General features: G+C 47.7%; 14 protein-coding genes and 1 riboswitch. All 14 genes read left to right on the top strand.

The features are described from left to right. The gene (gene spoVAEA / locus JOC37_RS05255; RefSeq protein ID WP_274380920.1) at positions 1-597 is read left to right on the top strand and encodes a stage V sporulation protein SpoVABEA; all 597 of its coding nucleotides are present in this window, start codon (positions 1-3) and stop codon (positions 595-597) included. Continuing rightward, on the top strand, positions 572-2,110 hold the full coding sequence (locus tag JOC37_RS05250; protein WP_207754915.1) for a spore germination protein: 1,539 nt from the start codon (positions 572-574) through the stop codon (positions 2,108-2,110). The genes spoVAEA and JOC37_RS05250 overlap by 26 nt, the downstream gene beginning before the upstream one ends. A gap of 231 nt (positions 2,111-2,341) precedes the next feature. Beyond that, complete coding sequence (locus JOC37_RS05245; RefSeq protein WP_204616854.1) at positions 2,342-3,343, top strand: acyl-CoA dehydratase activase-related protein; 1,002 nt, start codon at positions 2,342-2,344, stop codon at positions 3,341-3,343. A 23-nt stretch (positions 3,344-3,366) separates the two neighbouring features. Beyond that, positions 3,367-4,473 carry a CoA protein activase gene (locus JOC37_RS05240; protein ID WP_204616853.1) on the top strand — a complete coding sequence of 369 codons (1,107 nt, stop codon included), beginning with the start codon at positions 3,367-3,369 and terminating at the stop codon, positions 4,471-4,473. 94 nt (positions 4,474-4,567) lie between these two features. Then, complete coding sequence (locus JOC37_RS05235; protein WP_204616852.1) at positions 4,568-5,548, top strand: acyl-CoA dehydratase activase; 981 nt, start codon at positions 4,568-4,570, stop codon at positions 5,546-5,548. 323 nt (positions 5,549-5,871) lie between these two features. Continuing rightward, a riboswitch (Lysine riboswitch) is annotated at positions 5,872-6,053 on the top strand. Positions 6,054-6,209: 156 nt separating this feature from the next. Further along, positions 6,210-7,550, top strand: a complete 1,341-nt coding sequence (lysA, locus tag JOC37_RS05230; protein WP_204616851.1) for a diaminopimelate decarboxylase — start codon at positions 6,210-6,212, stop codon at positions 7,548-7,550. A 96-nt stretch (positions 7,551-7,646) separates the two neighbouring features. Further along, positions 7,647-10,283 carry a CBS domain-containing protein gene (locus JOC37_RS05225; RefSeq protein ID WP_204616850.1) on the top strand — a complete coding sequence of 879 codons (2,637 nt, stop codon included), beginning with the start codon at positions 7,647-7,649 and terminating at the stop codon, positions 10,281-10,283. Then, on the top strand, positions 10,276-10,911 hold the full coding sequence (locus tag JOC37_RS05220) for a site-2 protease family protein (RefSeq protein ID WP_204616849.1): 636 nt from the start codon (positions 10,276-10,278) through the stop codon (positions 10,909-10,911). The genes JOC37_RS05225 and JOC37_RS05220 overlap by 8 nt, the downstream gene beginning before the upstream one ends. A gap of 14 nt (positions 10,912-10,925) precedes the next feature. Further along, on the top strand, positions 10,926-11,912 hold the full coding sequence (trpS, locus tag JOC37_RS05215) for a tryptophan--tRNA ligase (RefSeq protein WP_204616848.1): 987 nt from the start codon (positions 10,926-10,928) through the stop codon (positions 11,910-11,912). Positions 11,913-12,016: 104 nt separating this feature from the next. After that, entirely contained in the window at positions 12,017-12,778 is a 762-nt protein-coding gene (locus tag JOC37_RS05210) for a segregation and condensation protein A (RefSeq protein WP_204616846.1), read from the top strand. Beyond that, positions 12,759-13,310, top strand: a complete 552-nt coding sequence (scpB, locus tag JOC37_RS05205; RefSeq protein WP_204616844.1) for an SMC-Scp complex subunit ScpB — start codon at positions 12,759-12,761, stop codon at positions 13,308-13,310. Before JOC37_RS05210 ends, scpB begins: the two co-directional genes overlap by 20 nt. Before the next feature lie 76 nt (positions 13,311-13,386). Next, entirely contained in the window at positions 13,387-14,277 is an 891-nt protein-coding gene (locus tag JOC37_RS05200) for a Gmad2 immunoglobulin-like domain-containing protein (protein WP_204616842.1), read from the top strand. A gap of 145 nt (positions 14,278-14,422) precedes the next feature. Then, the gene (locus tag JOC37_RS05195) at positions 14,423-15,106 is read left to right on the top strand and encodes a DUF2953 domain-containing protein (protein ID WP_204616840.1); all 684 of its coding nucleotides are present in this window, start codon (positions 14,423-14,425) and stop codon (positions 15,104-15,106) included. Between the two features lie 31 nt (positions 15,107-15,137). Further along, positions 15,138-15,557: a GerW family sporulation protein gene (gene ytfJ / locus JOC37_RS05190; protein WP_204616839.1), complete on the top strand. Its 420-nt coding sequence runs from the start codon at positions 15,138-15,140 to the stop codon at positions 15,555-15,557. The last annotated feature ends 10 nt before the right edge of the window (positions 15,558-15,567 follow it).

Genomic DNA, 15,567 nt, shown 5'->3' with positions numbered 1-15,567 from the left:
ATGGGATTGGCGGATAAAAAAAAGGTTATTCTTGTTACCGACGGGGACCGGATTGCCAAAGAAGCAGTGGAAGTGGCTGCTAAAAATATTGGTGCCCGCTGCATATCCTGCTCGTGGGGAAATCCCACCCGGTTAACGGGAGAACAGCTGGTGGATCAAATCATCAAGGCTCCCCATGACCCGGTGGTGGTAATGGTGGATGACAGGGGGTTTCAGGGAGAGGGGCCAGGTGAAAGCGCCATGCGCTATATTGTCCAGCATCCCGATATAGAAGTGCTGGGTGTTCTGGCAGTGGCTTCAAATACCGGTGGAGTGAAAGGGGTTTTAATTGATCAATCTGTCACCAACCAGGGAGTACTGGTTAACGGGCCGGTGGATAAAAATGGTTTTTGCTGTGTTGATGGCAGTACCGGCCTGCACGGGGACACCGTTGAAATACTGCGGGAAATAAAACTGCCGGTAGTTGTGGGTATTGGGGATATAGGCAAAATGTGCGGGGAAGATGATGCCAACTGCGGTGCCCCAATTACTACTAAAGCCTTACAAGAAGTATTGAACAGGAGTGGATATTTTGGGAAAAGTGACAATACCCGATGAGGCAAAACTGACAAAACATATAGATAAAAACATTGATACACTGAATGAAGCCCTGGGTGTGGGAAAAAGTTACGATTTAATATGCCGCAAAATGACCATTGCCGGAAAGAAAAAAATAGCACTGTACTATGTTAACGGCATGGTTAAAGAAGATATTATGACCATGATTTTACATAACCTTGATGAATTGGACCGGCAGGATATTTCGGTGCATACCCTGGAAAAGCTGCTTAACGAGCACATCAACCACATTCAGGTACAGAAAGAAAGCAAACTTACCACCATTATTAACAATGTTATGTCTGGGCCGCTGGCGCTGGTGATAGATGGTGAAGATCAGGCCCTGGTAATTGATGTTCGTAATTACCCCGGGCGGCAGCCCCAGGAGCCGGACTTGGAAAAGGTGGTTCGCGGTTCCCGGGACGGCTTTGTGGAAACAGTGCTGCTCAATACCGCCCTGCTCCGCCGCCGTATTCGAGATCCCAGGCTGCGTTTTGAAGTGATGCAGAGCAGTATTCGTTCTAAAACGGATATTATCATTGCCTACATAGAAGATGTGGCCAATGAGGAAACGGTGGAGCGGATCAAAGAACGGATAAAATCAATTAATATTGATGGACTGCCCATGGCGGAAAAGGCTGTGGAAGAATTAATTACCCCGGGCAGCTACTGGAATCCCTTTCCCAAAGTACGCTACACCGAGCGTCCCGATGTAGCTGCAGCACACCTGTTAGAAGGACGGGTGCTGGTGATGGTGGATACATCTCCCAGTGTAATCATCGCACCGGTTACCCTGTGGGATCACATGCAGCATGCTGAAGAATTCAGGCAGAATCCAGCGGTGGGTGTCTATGTCCGGTGGGCCAGGTATCTTGGTATTTTCACTTCAATATTTTTACTGCCTGTGTGGCTGTTATTTGCCCTTCAGCCGGAACTGCTGCCCCCGGATTTAAGGTTTATCGGGCCGAACGAGCCGGGGAAAATACCGTTAATAGGACAGTTTTTAATTGCTGAGGTAGCGGTGGACTGGATAAGAATGGCGGCCATTCACACGCCCACCCCGCTGGCCACGTCATTGGGTATCATTGCCGCGCTGCTGATTGGAGATATGGCCACCCAGGTCGGTTTATTTACTGCCGAGGTGATTATGTATACAGCGGTGTCAATGGTAGGGGTGTTCTTAACCCCCAGTTTCGAATTATCCTGGGCCAACCGCCTGGTGCGTTTGTTTTTACTGCTGGCGGTGGCGATATTCCGTCTGCCGGGCTTAATAATTGCTACCCTGGCTGTGTTTGCATACCTGGCCAACACCAAATCTTTCGGCGTACCCTACCTGTGGCCGGTAATACCGCTGAATTTCCAATACCTAAAAACAATTTTTGTACGCACACCTGTGTCCATGCAAAATACCAGGCCCAGTATCTTAAAGCCTAAAGAAGCAATACGCCAGGGAACAAATCAGGCTGCTCCGGAACCGGCAAGAAAGCCTGAGGAGCGTAAGAAACGCAAATAAAGATAACATTTTCCGTGCCGTTTTGTGAGCCATGGAGGGCGAATATGCCGGGAACCCTGCCGGAACGGACAGGCCGAGCGCTAAGTTTGGCCGGCGAAGGAATCAGGGTAGAATAAATCCCCGTTTAATCAAACCAAACGGGGATTTATTCTACTTTTTTATATCTGTTGCGGGCATATTATTGCGCCAAAATGTTCATACTAACAAAAAACTGTGTTTGGAGGGATATGCATGCCTGCCGGGGTTGGTATACCCAGAGCATTGCTATATTACTACTATTATCCCCTGTGGAAGGAATTTTTCAAAACACTGGGCTGTGAAGTGATAATTTCGGATAAAACCAACAAAGCCATTTTAAACGACGGGCTGAGCCATTGTGTGGACGAAGCCTGCCTGCCGGTAAAGCTGGCCTTTGGCCACGTTTTGAATCTGGCGGCTAAAAAAGTTGATTATATTTTTATTCCCCGCCTGGTCAGTGTTGCCAAAGGGGAATACATATGCCCCAAATTTTTAGGATTTCCCGATATGGTTAAACACAGCTTGACGGGTCTGCCCGAAATTATTGATGTAACCATAAATATGAGGTTAAAACACCGGGAATTAAGTAAAGCCTATACACAGGTGGGAAAATTATTTACCGGCAACCGGGTTAAAATATGGCAGGCTTACCGCCGGGGAGAAAAAGCCCTAAAAAGGTACAATCAGCTGCTTTTGGAAGGCTGCCTGCCGGAGGAAGCCTTTGCAGTTATGGAAGGCAAACAGAAACAGAGCAAATTAAACAGCCATGATTTAAAAATAGCTGTTATAGGACATCCCTACAACATTTACGACCCGTACATAAGCATGAATATCATTAAGCGCTTAAACAGTATGGGTGCCCGGGTGGTGACTGCCGATCAGCTGCCAGAAGAAGTGGTGCGCCGGGAAGCAGCAAACCTGCCCAAAAAACTTTTCTGGACTCTGGGTCAGCGTATGGTTGGTGCTGGCTATAGTTTTGTAAAGGACAATAATATTGATGGCATCATTAACATTGTTGCCTTTGCCTGCGGCCCTGATTCCATGACCGGTGAATTGATAGCACGCAGCAGCAGAAAAGCCGGGCAGACGCCGTTTTTAAACCTTACTTTGGATGAGCATACCGGTGAAGCAGGGGTGGTAACCAGAATAGAAGCCTTTTTGGATATGGTGCGCTGGAAAAAGTCCCAACAGGCAGCCGGGTTAGGCAGTGCTTAAAATAACATTACTGGAGGTAAATAATGAAAGTTACTTTTCCCCATATGGGCAACCTGTATATCTGCGTTAAAGGGATGCTGGAGTTTCTGGATATCGAAGTTATTTTGCCGCCTGCATCCAGCAAGCGCACCCTTACATTGGGAGCAAAATACAGTCCCGAGTTTGCCTGTATGCCGCTGAAACTTAATCTGGGCAATTTAATAGAGGCCAGTGAGTTGGGTGCGGATACCATAATGATGGCCGGTGGGTGCGGCCCCTGCCGCTTTGGTTATTACGCCCAAATTGAGCACTCTATATTACAGGATCTGGGTTATAAGTATAACCTGGTGGTATTGGAACCGCCGGAAAAGCACATTACCGAGCTGACATCCCGGGTTAGACAAATCACCGGTAAAAAGTCTTGGTGGAAAGTTATTCAGGCCATTAAATACGGGTATTTAAAAAGCCGGGCGGTGGATGAAGTTGAATTAATGTCTTTTAAAATTCGCCCCCGGGAGTTGGTAACGGGAGAAACCGACCGGGCACTGGCTGAGGCATTGAAAGAAATAGACCGGGCCGGTAATATGCAGGAATTAAAACTGGCGGAAGTGCGGGGTAAAGAAATAATGAATGACGTGGCCGTAGATTCCCGCCGCCCGGTAATTAAGGTCGCTTTAACCGGTGAAATATTTACCCTGCTGGAACCCTTTGCCAACCTTAATATTGAACGTCACTTGGGACGCCTGGCGGTGGAAGTGGATCGTTCCATTTACTTAAGTGAATGGATTAATGACCACCTGTTTATGGGACTTTTAAAGGGTATACGCAGTACCAAAGAGTACTGCCGCAGCGCGGCCCCCTATTTAAATCATTTTGTGGGCGGCCATGGTTTGGAAACGGTGGGCAGTATTCCCGTGTATGCCCGGCAGGGCTACGCAGGGGTGATTCAAGTGTTTCCCTTCACCTGTATGCCGGAAATAGTGGCGGAAAGCATCCTGCCAAAGGTATCGGCGGCCAACGACATACCGGTGATGACGCTGATTATGGATGAGCATACCGGGGAAGCGGGAATGGTCACCAGGTTGGAAGCCTTTGTAGATCTGCTGGAACGAAGGCAGAACCGGGGGTACACAATGAAGAATGCAAAGTGAAAATTGAGCTTCCGGCGGACTGCTGCCGGGATTACATATCAAATAAACTGCTGTGCGGTATAAATACATAAAATTTAGGAGGCGTTTTCAAAAGGTGACAGGTTATTTGGGAATTGATGTGGGATCGGTAAGTACGAACATAGTTTTTATGAATGAAGATAATCATGTGCTGGAAAGCATTTACCTGCGTACCCAGGGGCAACCGGTAAAAACCCTGCAGCTGGGACTGAAGAAGCTGGCTGAAAGTCTGCCGGCCAGCACCGTTATAAAAGGTGTGGGTACCACCGGCAGCGCCAGGCATTTAAGTGCTGTAATGGTGGGGGCCGATGTGGTAAAGAACGAAATAACCGCCCATGCAGTGGCGGCACTGCAGCAGGTGCCCGGTGTGCAGACGGTATTGGAAATAGGGGGCCAGGATTCTAAAATAATTATCCTGCGCAAAGGAGTGGTGGCAGACTTTGCCATGAACACCGTATGTGCCGCCGGCACCGGCTCGTTTTTGGATCAGCAGGCCGGCCGCTTAAATATCCCCATAGAGGAATTTGGTGCTTTGGCTTTAAAAGCCCGTACCCCGGTGCGCATAGCCGGTCGCTGCGCGGTATTTGCCGAATCGGATATGATTCACAAGCAGCAGATGGGTTTTGAACTTCCCGATATACTGGCGGGATTGTGCGAGGCACTGGTGAGAAACTATTTGAACAATGTAGGTAAAGGCAAGGAAATACTGGAACCGGTGGTATTCCAGGGCGGAGTGGCGGCCAACATTGGCATGAGGAAAGCCTTTGAAAAGGAGCTGGGATTAAAAATTAACATTCCCCGCTATTATAATGTGATGGGCGCTTTGGGTGCTGCACTGCTGGCCAAAGAAGCGGCGGCCAAAGGTAATGCTACCAGGTTTAAAGGTTTTAGAGTAGCCGATATGAATTTCAGCACCGGCAGCTTTGAATGCAGCGGGTGTCCTAACATGTGTGAGGTAATTGAAATCAGCGAAGAGGGCACAGTGATAGCCCGCTGGGGAGACAGGTGCGGCAGGTGGAGTAATGCACTGGCCAGGGAACAAGTTCAGATTAGTTAGTATAGACATTCATGCCGCTTTACGGCACTATCAGGGAATAAAAACCCCGGCACACCGCTGTCAAAAAGGTGGCCGGGGTTTTTCTTTAAAAAAGCCCGGGGGGAGAACCCGGGAAGTACGAAGATGATGTTAAGGGAATACATAATTTAAAATACCATAAAGTAGATGTTAATTCTGCAATGCAGACGACAAATTAGGTATTTTTACCTGGTGCTTCAAGTATACAATATTTAATAGCTTATGCGGTTGAAATAGGGCGGCAAATCAAATATAATTAGGTCCAATAAAAATTAAATAACAGGTACCTCATCTCTCTTTACCACGGGTGGGGTAGAGGTGCGGGCAGGCAATAGTACTCTCGAGGAGAAGCGGTTTGATGATGCGGGAAGAAAGGGCCGTCCGCCGAAGTCCTGCAGTATACCGTATCTGCTGGGCTGGGCCGGTATTCGAACAGGTGCCGGACTGTCACACAGTTTTAACTGCTGTGTGGAGCGCTATCACATTGGTAGGAGAGGTATTCTTAGATCAGTAACGGTCCAATGGATACCTGCCCTTGGGTCGTTTTTGTATTTATGCCAATATTTTCATGGGTTATATGTCTGCTTCCAATGCACAACTTAGTACCTTGTGAGCGTAATATTTCTTTGAGGGGGTCTAACTGATGAAGCTTTATGGTACTATGAAAGTTAACGATAAAGGGCATTTAGAAATCGGCGGCTGTGATACCGTAGAACTGGCCCAAGATTATGGCACACCCTTATATGTGCTGGATGAAGAGCACTTTCGCCAAAATTGTAAAAATTTCTACCATGCCTTTACCCAGCAGTACGGGGCGGAAGTTATTTATGCCGGTAAATCACTGCTGACCCTGGCAGTTTGCCGGATGATTGATGAAGAAGGTTTAAGTTTAGATGTTGTCTCCGGTGGTGAGCTGTATACCGCAATTAAAGCTAATTTTCCAATGAACCGGGTATATTTCCACGGTAATAATAAAACAGCTGAAGAAATTCAGATGGCTTTAGAACATAAAGTGGCCCGTATAATAGTTGACAGCATTTACGAGCTGGAACTGCTGAATAAAATAGCCGGTGAACTGCGCGCAAAAGTTAAAATACTGCTGCGGTTAACCCCCGGTGTGGAAGCACACACCCATGAGTATATTAAGACCGGGCATATTGATTCTAAATTTGGATTGGTGGTGGAAAACGGCCAGGCAATGGAAGGGGTGAAACGGGCCCTGGAACTGGAAAATATTGAACTTCGGGGTTTCCACTGTCATATCGGCTCGCAAATTTTTGAACTGGAATCCTATGCCCATGCCGCTGCAGTGATGATGGAATTTATCAGTGAGGTACAAAAGGAAACCGGCTTTAAAGCATCCCAGTTAGACCTGGGTGGCGGTTTAGGCATTTATTATTATCATGGTGATAAGCCCCAGTCAATAAAGGAATATGCTGATATTGTAATGAATACAGTAAAAAAACAGGCGGAAAAATTCAACCTGCCAATGCCCAAGGTAATGGTGGAACCGGGACGATCCATTGCCGGGCCTGCCGGTATTACACTGTACCGGGTTGGTTCTGTGAAGGACATTCCCGGTGTGCGCAAGTATGTTGCCGTTGACGGCAGTATGGGTGATAATCCCCGCCCGGCGTTATACCGGGCTAAATATGAAGCCTATACGGCAAACCGCATGAATGAAAAGCCAGCGGAGATTGTTTCTGTTGCCGGGAGGTGCTGTGAATCCGGGGATATGTTGAACTGGGATTTGCCCCTGCCCAGGGTTCAACCGGGGGACATTTTGGCAGTTGCCGCCACCGGGGCGTACACTTACTCTATGTCCAGCAATTACAATCGTTTGCCCCGGCCGGCCATGGTACTGGTTAATAACGGCAGGGTAGACTTGATAATCAGGCGGGAAACCTATGCTGACCTTCTGCGCAATGATTTGCTGCCCGATAGATTGAGGAAAAAAGTATTAAATATTGCCAGTGCAAGATAACGAGCTTTCCTGCAGCACCCTGTACGGGTGCTTTTTTTCTTACCTTTATTATGCTATAATGTAATGTATTGCAAAATGGGAGAGGTAGGTTTTTATATGGATATAATTACCACCCACACAAATACAGATTTTGACGGCCTGGCGGCTATGGTGGCGGCTCAAAAGTTGTATCCCGGTGCAGATATAGTATTTCCGGGGAAAATTTCCCGCAATGTAGAAGAGTTTTTAGCTTTACACAAGGATATGCTGAAAATAAAGCCGCTCAAACTGGTAGATTTAAAGAAAGTCCGCCGGCTGATTGTTGTTGACAACCACAATCCCAAGCGCATAGGTAAGCTGGCCAAGCTGATGGAAGATCCTAAGGTGGAGGTACATGTATATGATCACCACCCGGCCACAGAGTGTAATTTAAATCATAAAACCTTTGTGCTTGAACCCCTGGGAGCAGCGACAACGCTGTTGGTGGAACGGATAAGGGGGAAAAATATACCCATTACCCCTTTAGAAGCCACCATCTTAGCTCTGGGCATTTATGATGATACCGGCTGTATGGTCTTTGCCAGCACCACTCCCCGGGATGTGGAAGCTGTGGCCTACCTGCTGGACAAAGGTGCTAACTTAAGCGTGGTGTCAGAGTTTTTAGGGCGCCCCCTTACCCAAGAACAGCAGTCACTGTTGAAAAAGCTGCTGGTATCTTCCCAGCGGCATAATATTAATGGTGTAAAAGTGCTGATAGCCAGTGCCGATACCGGGGAATTTATCGACGGGCTGGCGCTGTTAACCCATAAGCTGTCGGAAATAGACCAGGCAGATGCCGTTTTTGTGGCGGTGGAAATGGAAGACCGGATACACGTGGTGTCCCGGGCTTCGGTGCCGGAAGTAAACTGCCGTGAAATAATGGCCAGCTTTGGCGGCGGTGGCCACGTTGCTGCTGCTTCGGCCAGCATAAAGGGTTTGGCGATAAATGATTTAAAGGCAGAACTGCTGGAGATAATCAAACAGAAAGTACGCCCCATGATGACCGCCCGGGACATTATGTCCAGCCCGGTTAAAACGGTATATCCTGAAACTAAAATTGAAGAAGCCAACCAGGTTATGCTGCGTTATGGCCATACCGGGCTGCCGGTGGTACGGGGGTTGGAATTGGTGGGAGTTATATCCCGCAGGGATGTGGAAAAAGCCATGCACCACGGCTTGGGCCATGCACCGGTTAAAGCCTATATGAATGTAAATGTTCATACCACCACTCCTGATGCACCTCTATCCCAGGTGCAGGATATGATGATTGAGTTTGACATCGGCCGCCTGCCGGTGGTTGAAAACGGCAGGGTGGTAGGTATAGTGTCACGCAGTGATGTGCTGCGCACCTTACACGGAGATTTCCAGGGCCGCTATTACACCATGTTTAATAAGGGTTCTTCCAACCATGTGCGTTATAAAAACATGATGAAAAGGGTTCTGCCTGAAAATATTATGGAAATACTGTACCTGGTTGGTGAATTGGCCCAGCAGTATGGTTATAAAGTTTATGCCGGCGGCGGCATAGTGAGGGATATTATATTAAACGTAGAAAACCTGGATGTTGATTTAATAGTGGAGGGTGATGCCATTACTCTGGCCAGGGCGCTGGGGGAAAAACTGGGCGGCAAAGTGCGGACCTATGAAAAGTTCGGCACCGCCGAGGTTTCCTTAAAGAACGGTTCCTGGATAGATTTGGCCACCGCCCGGGTGGAATTTTACGAATACCCGGCGGCACTGCCCACTGTGGAGACATCATCCCTCAAGCATGATTTGTACCGGCGGGACTTTACCATCAACGCCATGGCCATTTCGTTAAACCCGGGCACCTTTGGTGAACTGGTGGACTTTTTTGGCGGCCGGGAAGATTTGTATGCCGGTATCGTCAGGGTGCTGCACAATTTGAGTTTTGTAGAAGATCCCACCCGGCTTTTAAGGGCCGTGCGTTTTGAACAGCGCTACCAAATGCACATGGACCCCCAAACGCTGCGCCTGCTGGAGGAAGCGGTGCACGAGCAGTTGATTACCAGGGTGTCTAATGAACGGATTTGGTACGAAATGAAAATAATTTTAAATGAACCGGAACCGGCTGACGTGCTGCACCGCCTGTGGGAGCTGGGACTTTGGGAACAGATTTTCCCTGAAGTGACCTACTGGGAGGTACAGCCGGTGTTGGAAGAGATACCCCAGGCATTGATGGTGCTGCGCAACTGGGGCTGGGATGAACCGGCTGAAAAATGGCTCGTTTATTTTATAGCCATACTGCATTGGAATGATGTGCAAACAGCCACCAGGGTTTGTGAAAGATATACGCTGGGGCGGCGGCAGACAGAAAAGGTGCAGGACACCATAAAGCACTGGCGGAATGCTTTGAGAGATCTTTCGTCGCCGGAAAACATGAAAATTTCTCAGCTGGCCCGTATACTGCAGGTACTGCCCCGGGAAGCATACCCCATGTTTTTAGCCCTGATGGAGGATAGAGTGGCCATTCAGCGCTTCCGCAAGGTGATGGAAGCGGTACGCAGCAATAAACCCACTATCAACGGCAAAGACCTTAAGGCCATGGGCTTTAAACCGGGACCGCTGTTTCGCAAAGCGCTGGACGCGGTATGGCAGGCCAGGTTGGATGGTTTGGTTAAAACCAGGGAAGATGAACTGAAACTGGCGGAACAATGTATGTATAAATTGCAGAAAGGGGAACAATCCTGTGTTTAATTTTCCCACCCCTTACGAAATTGGTATAATGCTGCCGGCCGTAGTTATCGGCCTGACATTCCATGAATATGCCCATGCTTGGGCGGCGGATAAACTGGGAGATCCCACCGCCCGGTACATGGGTCGGTTAACCATTAACCCCATTTCCCATGTGGATCCCATTGGGCTGTTAATGCTGTTTTTTGCCGGTTTCGGCTGGGCTAAACCGGTGCCTGTAACGCCCTATAGATTAACGGGCAGCATGAGACGCAGTTTAATGCTGGTATCCATAGCTGGCCCGGCCACCAATATGATAATAGCCATCACTGCTTCGCTGCTGTTTGGCTTGGCGGCTACCTTTAATTCTGTACCGCTGATAGAAATCATGAAGAACATTATTACTATTAATGTGGTGCTGGCAGTTTTTAATCTGCTGCCGGTGCCCCCGCTGGACGGCAGTAAAATTTTAGCCGGCATACTGCCCGGTGAACAGCGTTGGTTGGATTATATGGAACAGTACGGTACAATTATATTACTGCTGTTGTTATTTACCGGAATATTAAGCCCCATATTGTGGACAATTATCAGTCCCATTTTAAGTTTGATGAATGACATCGTGTATTTCAGCAACAGCATATTTTTATATTAGAAAGGAGACCGGATATGGCTAAAGACGTAATTTTAAGCGGCATGCGTCCCACCGGCAGACTGCATATTGGACACTTGAGTGTGCTGGAAAACTGGGTGCGCCTGCAGGAAGAGTACGATTGTTATTACACCATTGTGGACTGGCATGCTTTAACCACCTCATTCCAAGAAACTGAATCCATTAAAGACAACATCAAAGAAATGCTGGTGGATTGGCTGGCAGCCGGGCTGGATCCGGAAAAAAGCACTATTTTTGTGCAGTCCCATGTTCCCCAGCATGCGGAACTGCATCTGATGTTTTCTATGATTACACCGCTGTCCTGGTTGGAACGGGTGCCCACTTACAAAGACCAGGTACAGCAGTTGGGTAAAATGGGCAAAGACATCAACACCTATGGATTTTTAGGTTATCCACTGCTCCAGGCCGCAGACATTTTGGTGTACCGGGCCGATGCAGTGCCGGTGGGCGAAGACCAGCTGCCCCATTTAGAACTGTGCCGGGAAATAGCCCGCCGTTTTAACTATATGTATGACCGGCAGGTATTCCCTGAACCCCAGGCTTTGCTGTCCAAAGTGAAACTGCTTCCCGGGGTAGACGGGCGGAAAATGAGCAAGAGTTATCTAAACGTAATCTCACTGGCTGCGGAGCAGGAAGAAATTAAAAAGCAGGTTAACGCCATGGTTACCGATCCAAACCGGATTCGCAAAACCGACCCGGGCAACCCCGATGTCTGTGTGGTGGACAAGTACCATGGTATCTATGCTGCTGCAGAGCACGAAGACATCAGGGAGCAGTGCCGCAAAGGTGCAATTGGCTGCGTGCAGTGTAAAAAACGACTGGCCCAGGCCCTGGAGGAGCAGCAGGCTCCCTTGAGAGAAAGACGAAACAAAATTTTAAATAACCGGAGCTACTTGGAGGACGTCTTGGCCGAAGGTGCCAAAGCGGCCCGGGAGGCAGCGGAAAAAACAATGGAACAGGTACGGGAAGCGGTAGGTATTTAAGCACTCTTTGTGCTGCAAACAGCATCAGCAGAGGATGAAAAGCCGCCGGCTCAGCAGGATAACTTTTTTAGGGTAGGATCAACTAATTTGGAGGTCAATTTGGCATGGCTTATACCGTGCGGTTACCGGCCTTTGAAGGACCGCTGGATTTGTTACTGCACCTAATTGAAAAAAACCAGCTGGAAATTGAAAATATTCCCATTGCCTCCATTACCGCCCAATACCTGGAGTACCTGGATACCATGAAAGAACTGGATTTAGAAGTGACCAGCGAATTCCTGGTGATGGCCTCTACACTGCTGGCCATTAAAGCCCGCACTTTACTGCCTAAACCCAAACCGGATAACGAAGGGCAGGAAGAAGAGGGCCCGGATCCCCGGGAAGAACTGGTACAGCGCCTGCTGGAATACAAGCGATTTAAAGAAGCGGCAGTGTTTTTAAAAGAACGCCAGCAGGTACACGGCAGAGTGTATACCAGACCCAACAGTATAGAAATGTACCAATCCCTGCTGCCCTGCCCCGAGCCGTTAGCCGGTGTTGATATGCCCAAATTGTTGGATGCCCTGCGGCAGGTGCTGAAACGGGCGGTAAAGGTTGAACCGCCCAAAGTAAGGGCGGCGGAAATAAGGGTGCAGGATAAAATGGCCCAGGTTACCAGGAAATTAGTATTGTATCCCAAAGGAATGCCCTTTACATCTGCTTTTTCTAAAAACGCCAGTCGCGGGGAAATAGTAGTTACCTTTTTGGCTATTTTAGAACTTTTACGCTTGAGACAGGTAGAACTGATACAAAACGGGCATTTTGCAGAGATAATTATACTGCCGGCAAAAGGAGATAACTCCGAACATGACGGTACTGTTTCGTGATCATGCTAAAAGTGTCATAGAAGTACTGCTTTTTGTAACCCCCGAACCGATTTCACTGGCCAGCATCTGCCGCATTGCCGAGCTGGAGGAAGAGGATGCTTTACAGCTGCTTTCAGAACTGCAGCAGGAATACCGGCGCAGCAGCCGGGGGCTGCAGGTGGTGGAAATGGCCGGTGGTTGGCAGCTGACCACAAAACCTGAATTTGCCTCCTATGTGGAAAGACTGTACAAAAAGCAGTCCAGCACAACGCTGTCCCGGGCGGCCCTGGAGACGCTGGCCATCATTGCCTACCGCCAGCCGGTTACCAGGGCGGAATTGGAAATGATTCGCGGTGTAAAGTCAGACAGCAGTCTAAACACACTGCTGGAGCGGGGGTTAGTAGAGGAAAAAGGCCGCCGGGAGGCACCGGGAAAGCCGGTGCTGTACGGCACCACCAGTGTCTTTTTAGCACACTTCGGATTAAAAGATATATCGGAACTGCCGGATTTAGACAGTTTTATACAAGAGGCGGAGCAGTTGGAAACTTTGTAACTGTGCGGCGTACTGTGTATAAATATATCCCCCCGGTTGAAAAATAGGTAACAGCAGGATTACTGGGGGGATTTTTTTGGGTTCAAAAGTGAAATATTTGCTGCAGTTACTGGTGATACCGGCGCTGCTGGTTAGTGCTTGTACCGGGGGAAAAAAACCGGAACAAAAACCGGAAACTTTGATAGTACCGGAAGTGTCCAGCATTCCCTTTGAAACCATTAAATTAGACGAAGCACCACCGGTGGTGAAAAAAATGGCCCGGGCAATGTCTGATCAGGACTATATAACCTGGGCCAGTGTTAATGGCAGTGGATATGTAATTATTTTTCCGGGGGCAAATAATCAAAAAACCACTGTGGAAATAGACAAAATTGAACACCGGGTGCCGGACCGGAATCATTCCTGGTTAAACGTAAAATTAAAATATTCCCACCGGCAGAGGCCGGATAACGGGGCAGAACCCATAGTGGCAAAGTTTGATTTGGAAAACAGTCCCAACGCCATGGGCTTTCAATTGTCAGGCGTGGGCACAATGGCACAGCTAAATCAAGAACAAGTGATAGAAGAAGGGCCGGTTGAAAGAAAAAATGAAGTAAATATAAAGATAAATAAAATAGAAAATAATGAAGTAGAAAACAAGGATAAAAGGAAAGAAATAATCGAGGGCCCGGCCATTAGAATAACCCAACCGGCTGCCGCGGAAGCAGTTACCAGCCCGGTAACAGTAACCGGGGTGGTAGCCCTAAAGTACGGTAATGTTGGTGTACGGGTTAAAAACTCCTCCGGGCAGGTGCTGGCAGAAAAGCCGGTGGAAGTAACAAAATCAAGCTTTGAAACAACAGTATCCTTTTCACCCCCTGCAGAACAACAGCAGGGATTTATAGAAGCCTTTTTAATTGATCCCGAAGACAATACCGAAATAAGCCGGGTTTCTGTTTCGGTGCTGTTGGAGCCTAAGCAGGAATAATGCAGCCGGTGATTAAAACCGCAGCATTTTTCAGGGCAGACTTAAAAATCGAGGTGCTTGCACCTCGATTTTTAATATTCACCATGTATAAGCATTGGTAAATAAGAAAAAATAAGTTAATAGCTTATTTTGGGGAGGGCGGCCAATGCAGTTATTATTAATAATTGTTTTATTAATCATATTACTGCTGGGCACCTTTACCCTTATACCCCTGCGCATTAGAATTCGTTACCGGCAAAAAAACCTTGACAATTTAATAACTGTGGAAATGCGGCTGTGGAAACTGCCGCCCTTTAAATTAGAAACCCCGGTTATAGATCTGCAGACAAAAATGTCCGGTTTGGAATTGAAAATTCGCAGCAGCACCCAAAATTCCGGTGCGGCAGTGCGAAAAATTGTTACTACTTTGTTGAGTATTCCCCATGAAAAAGATGACGTGGCTGATGCAGATAAAAATTTAAAAATACCTTTTAATTGGAAGAAAATACAGCATAAAATTAATAGGCAAAAAAAATCGTATCATCGTTACTGGCCAATAATTAAATACTTATTGAGTCATGTGCACTGCCGGTATTTAAAGTGGTACACAAAATTCGGTATGGGAGATGCGGCCGTCACCGGTGTAACAACCGGCTTGGCCTGGGCCGGAAAAACGGTATTATTGAGCAGACTGTTTAAAATTATTAATCCCCCTCCCAGGCATCCGCAGCTGGAAATTCACCCTAATTTTAACAACAATGAATTAATTATGGATATTGACTGCATATTTGAAGTACGTATCGGCTATATTATGGTTACTGGTACAAAAATACTGTTAGCTAAAAGATAGGTTTTTATAAGTGGAACAGGGGGTGAAGTAATTGAGCGAACATCCAATTGAAGGCTTAATGAAAAATGCCATGGAGAGCATCAAAGAAATGGTAGATGTAAACACTGTAGTGGGTGACCCGGTAGAAACCCCTGACGGCAGTGTGATAATACCTATTTCCCGGGTGGCCTGTGGATTTGCAGCCGGTGGTGGCGACTACCAAGCCGGTGAAGGAGGCAGGGGGCAGGAATCCCCGCCGCCGTCCTTTGGTGGAGGAAGCGGAGCCGGTGTATCAGTTCAGCCAATGGGCTTCCTGGTGGTGGGTAACGGTCAAATAAGATTGCTGCCGGTAGATGGCAACGCTATGTATGACCGTTTAATTGATATGATGCCCAATCTGATCGATAAATTACAGGCAATATGTAATAGGGATAAAAATAAAGAACAGGGGACAGATACACCCGTAATATGAAAATAAGGGG

Origin of the sequence: Desulforadius tongensis, from assembly GCF_016907915.1 — a bacterium.
In the GTDB taxonomy this organism is placed as follows: Bacteria; Bacillota; Desulfotomaculia; order Desulfotomaculales; family Desulfohalotomaculaceae; genus Desulforadius; species Desulforadius tongensis.
The sequence above is the reverse complement of the archived record's forward strand: the minus strand, read 5'-3'. Positions and strand labels throughout refer to the sequence as shown.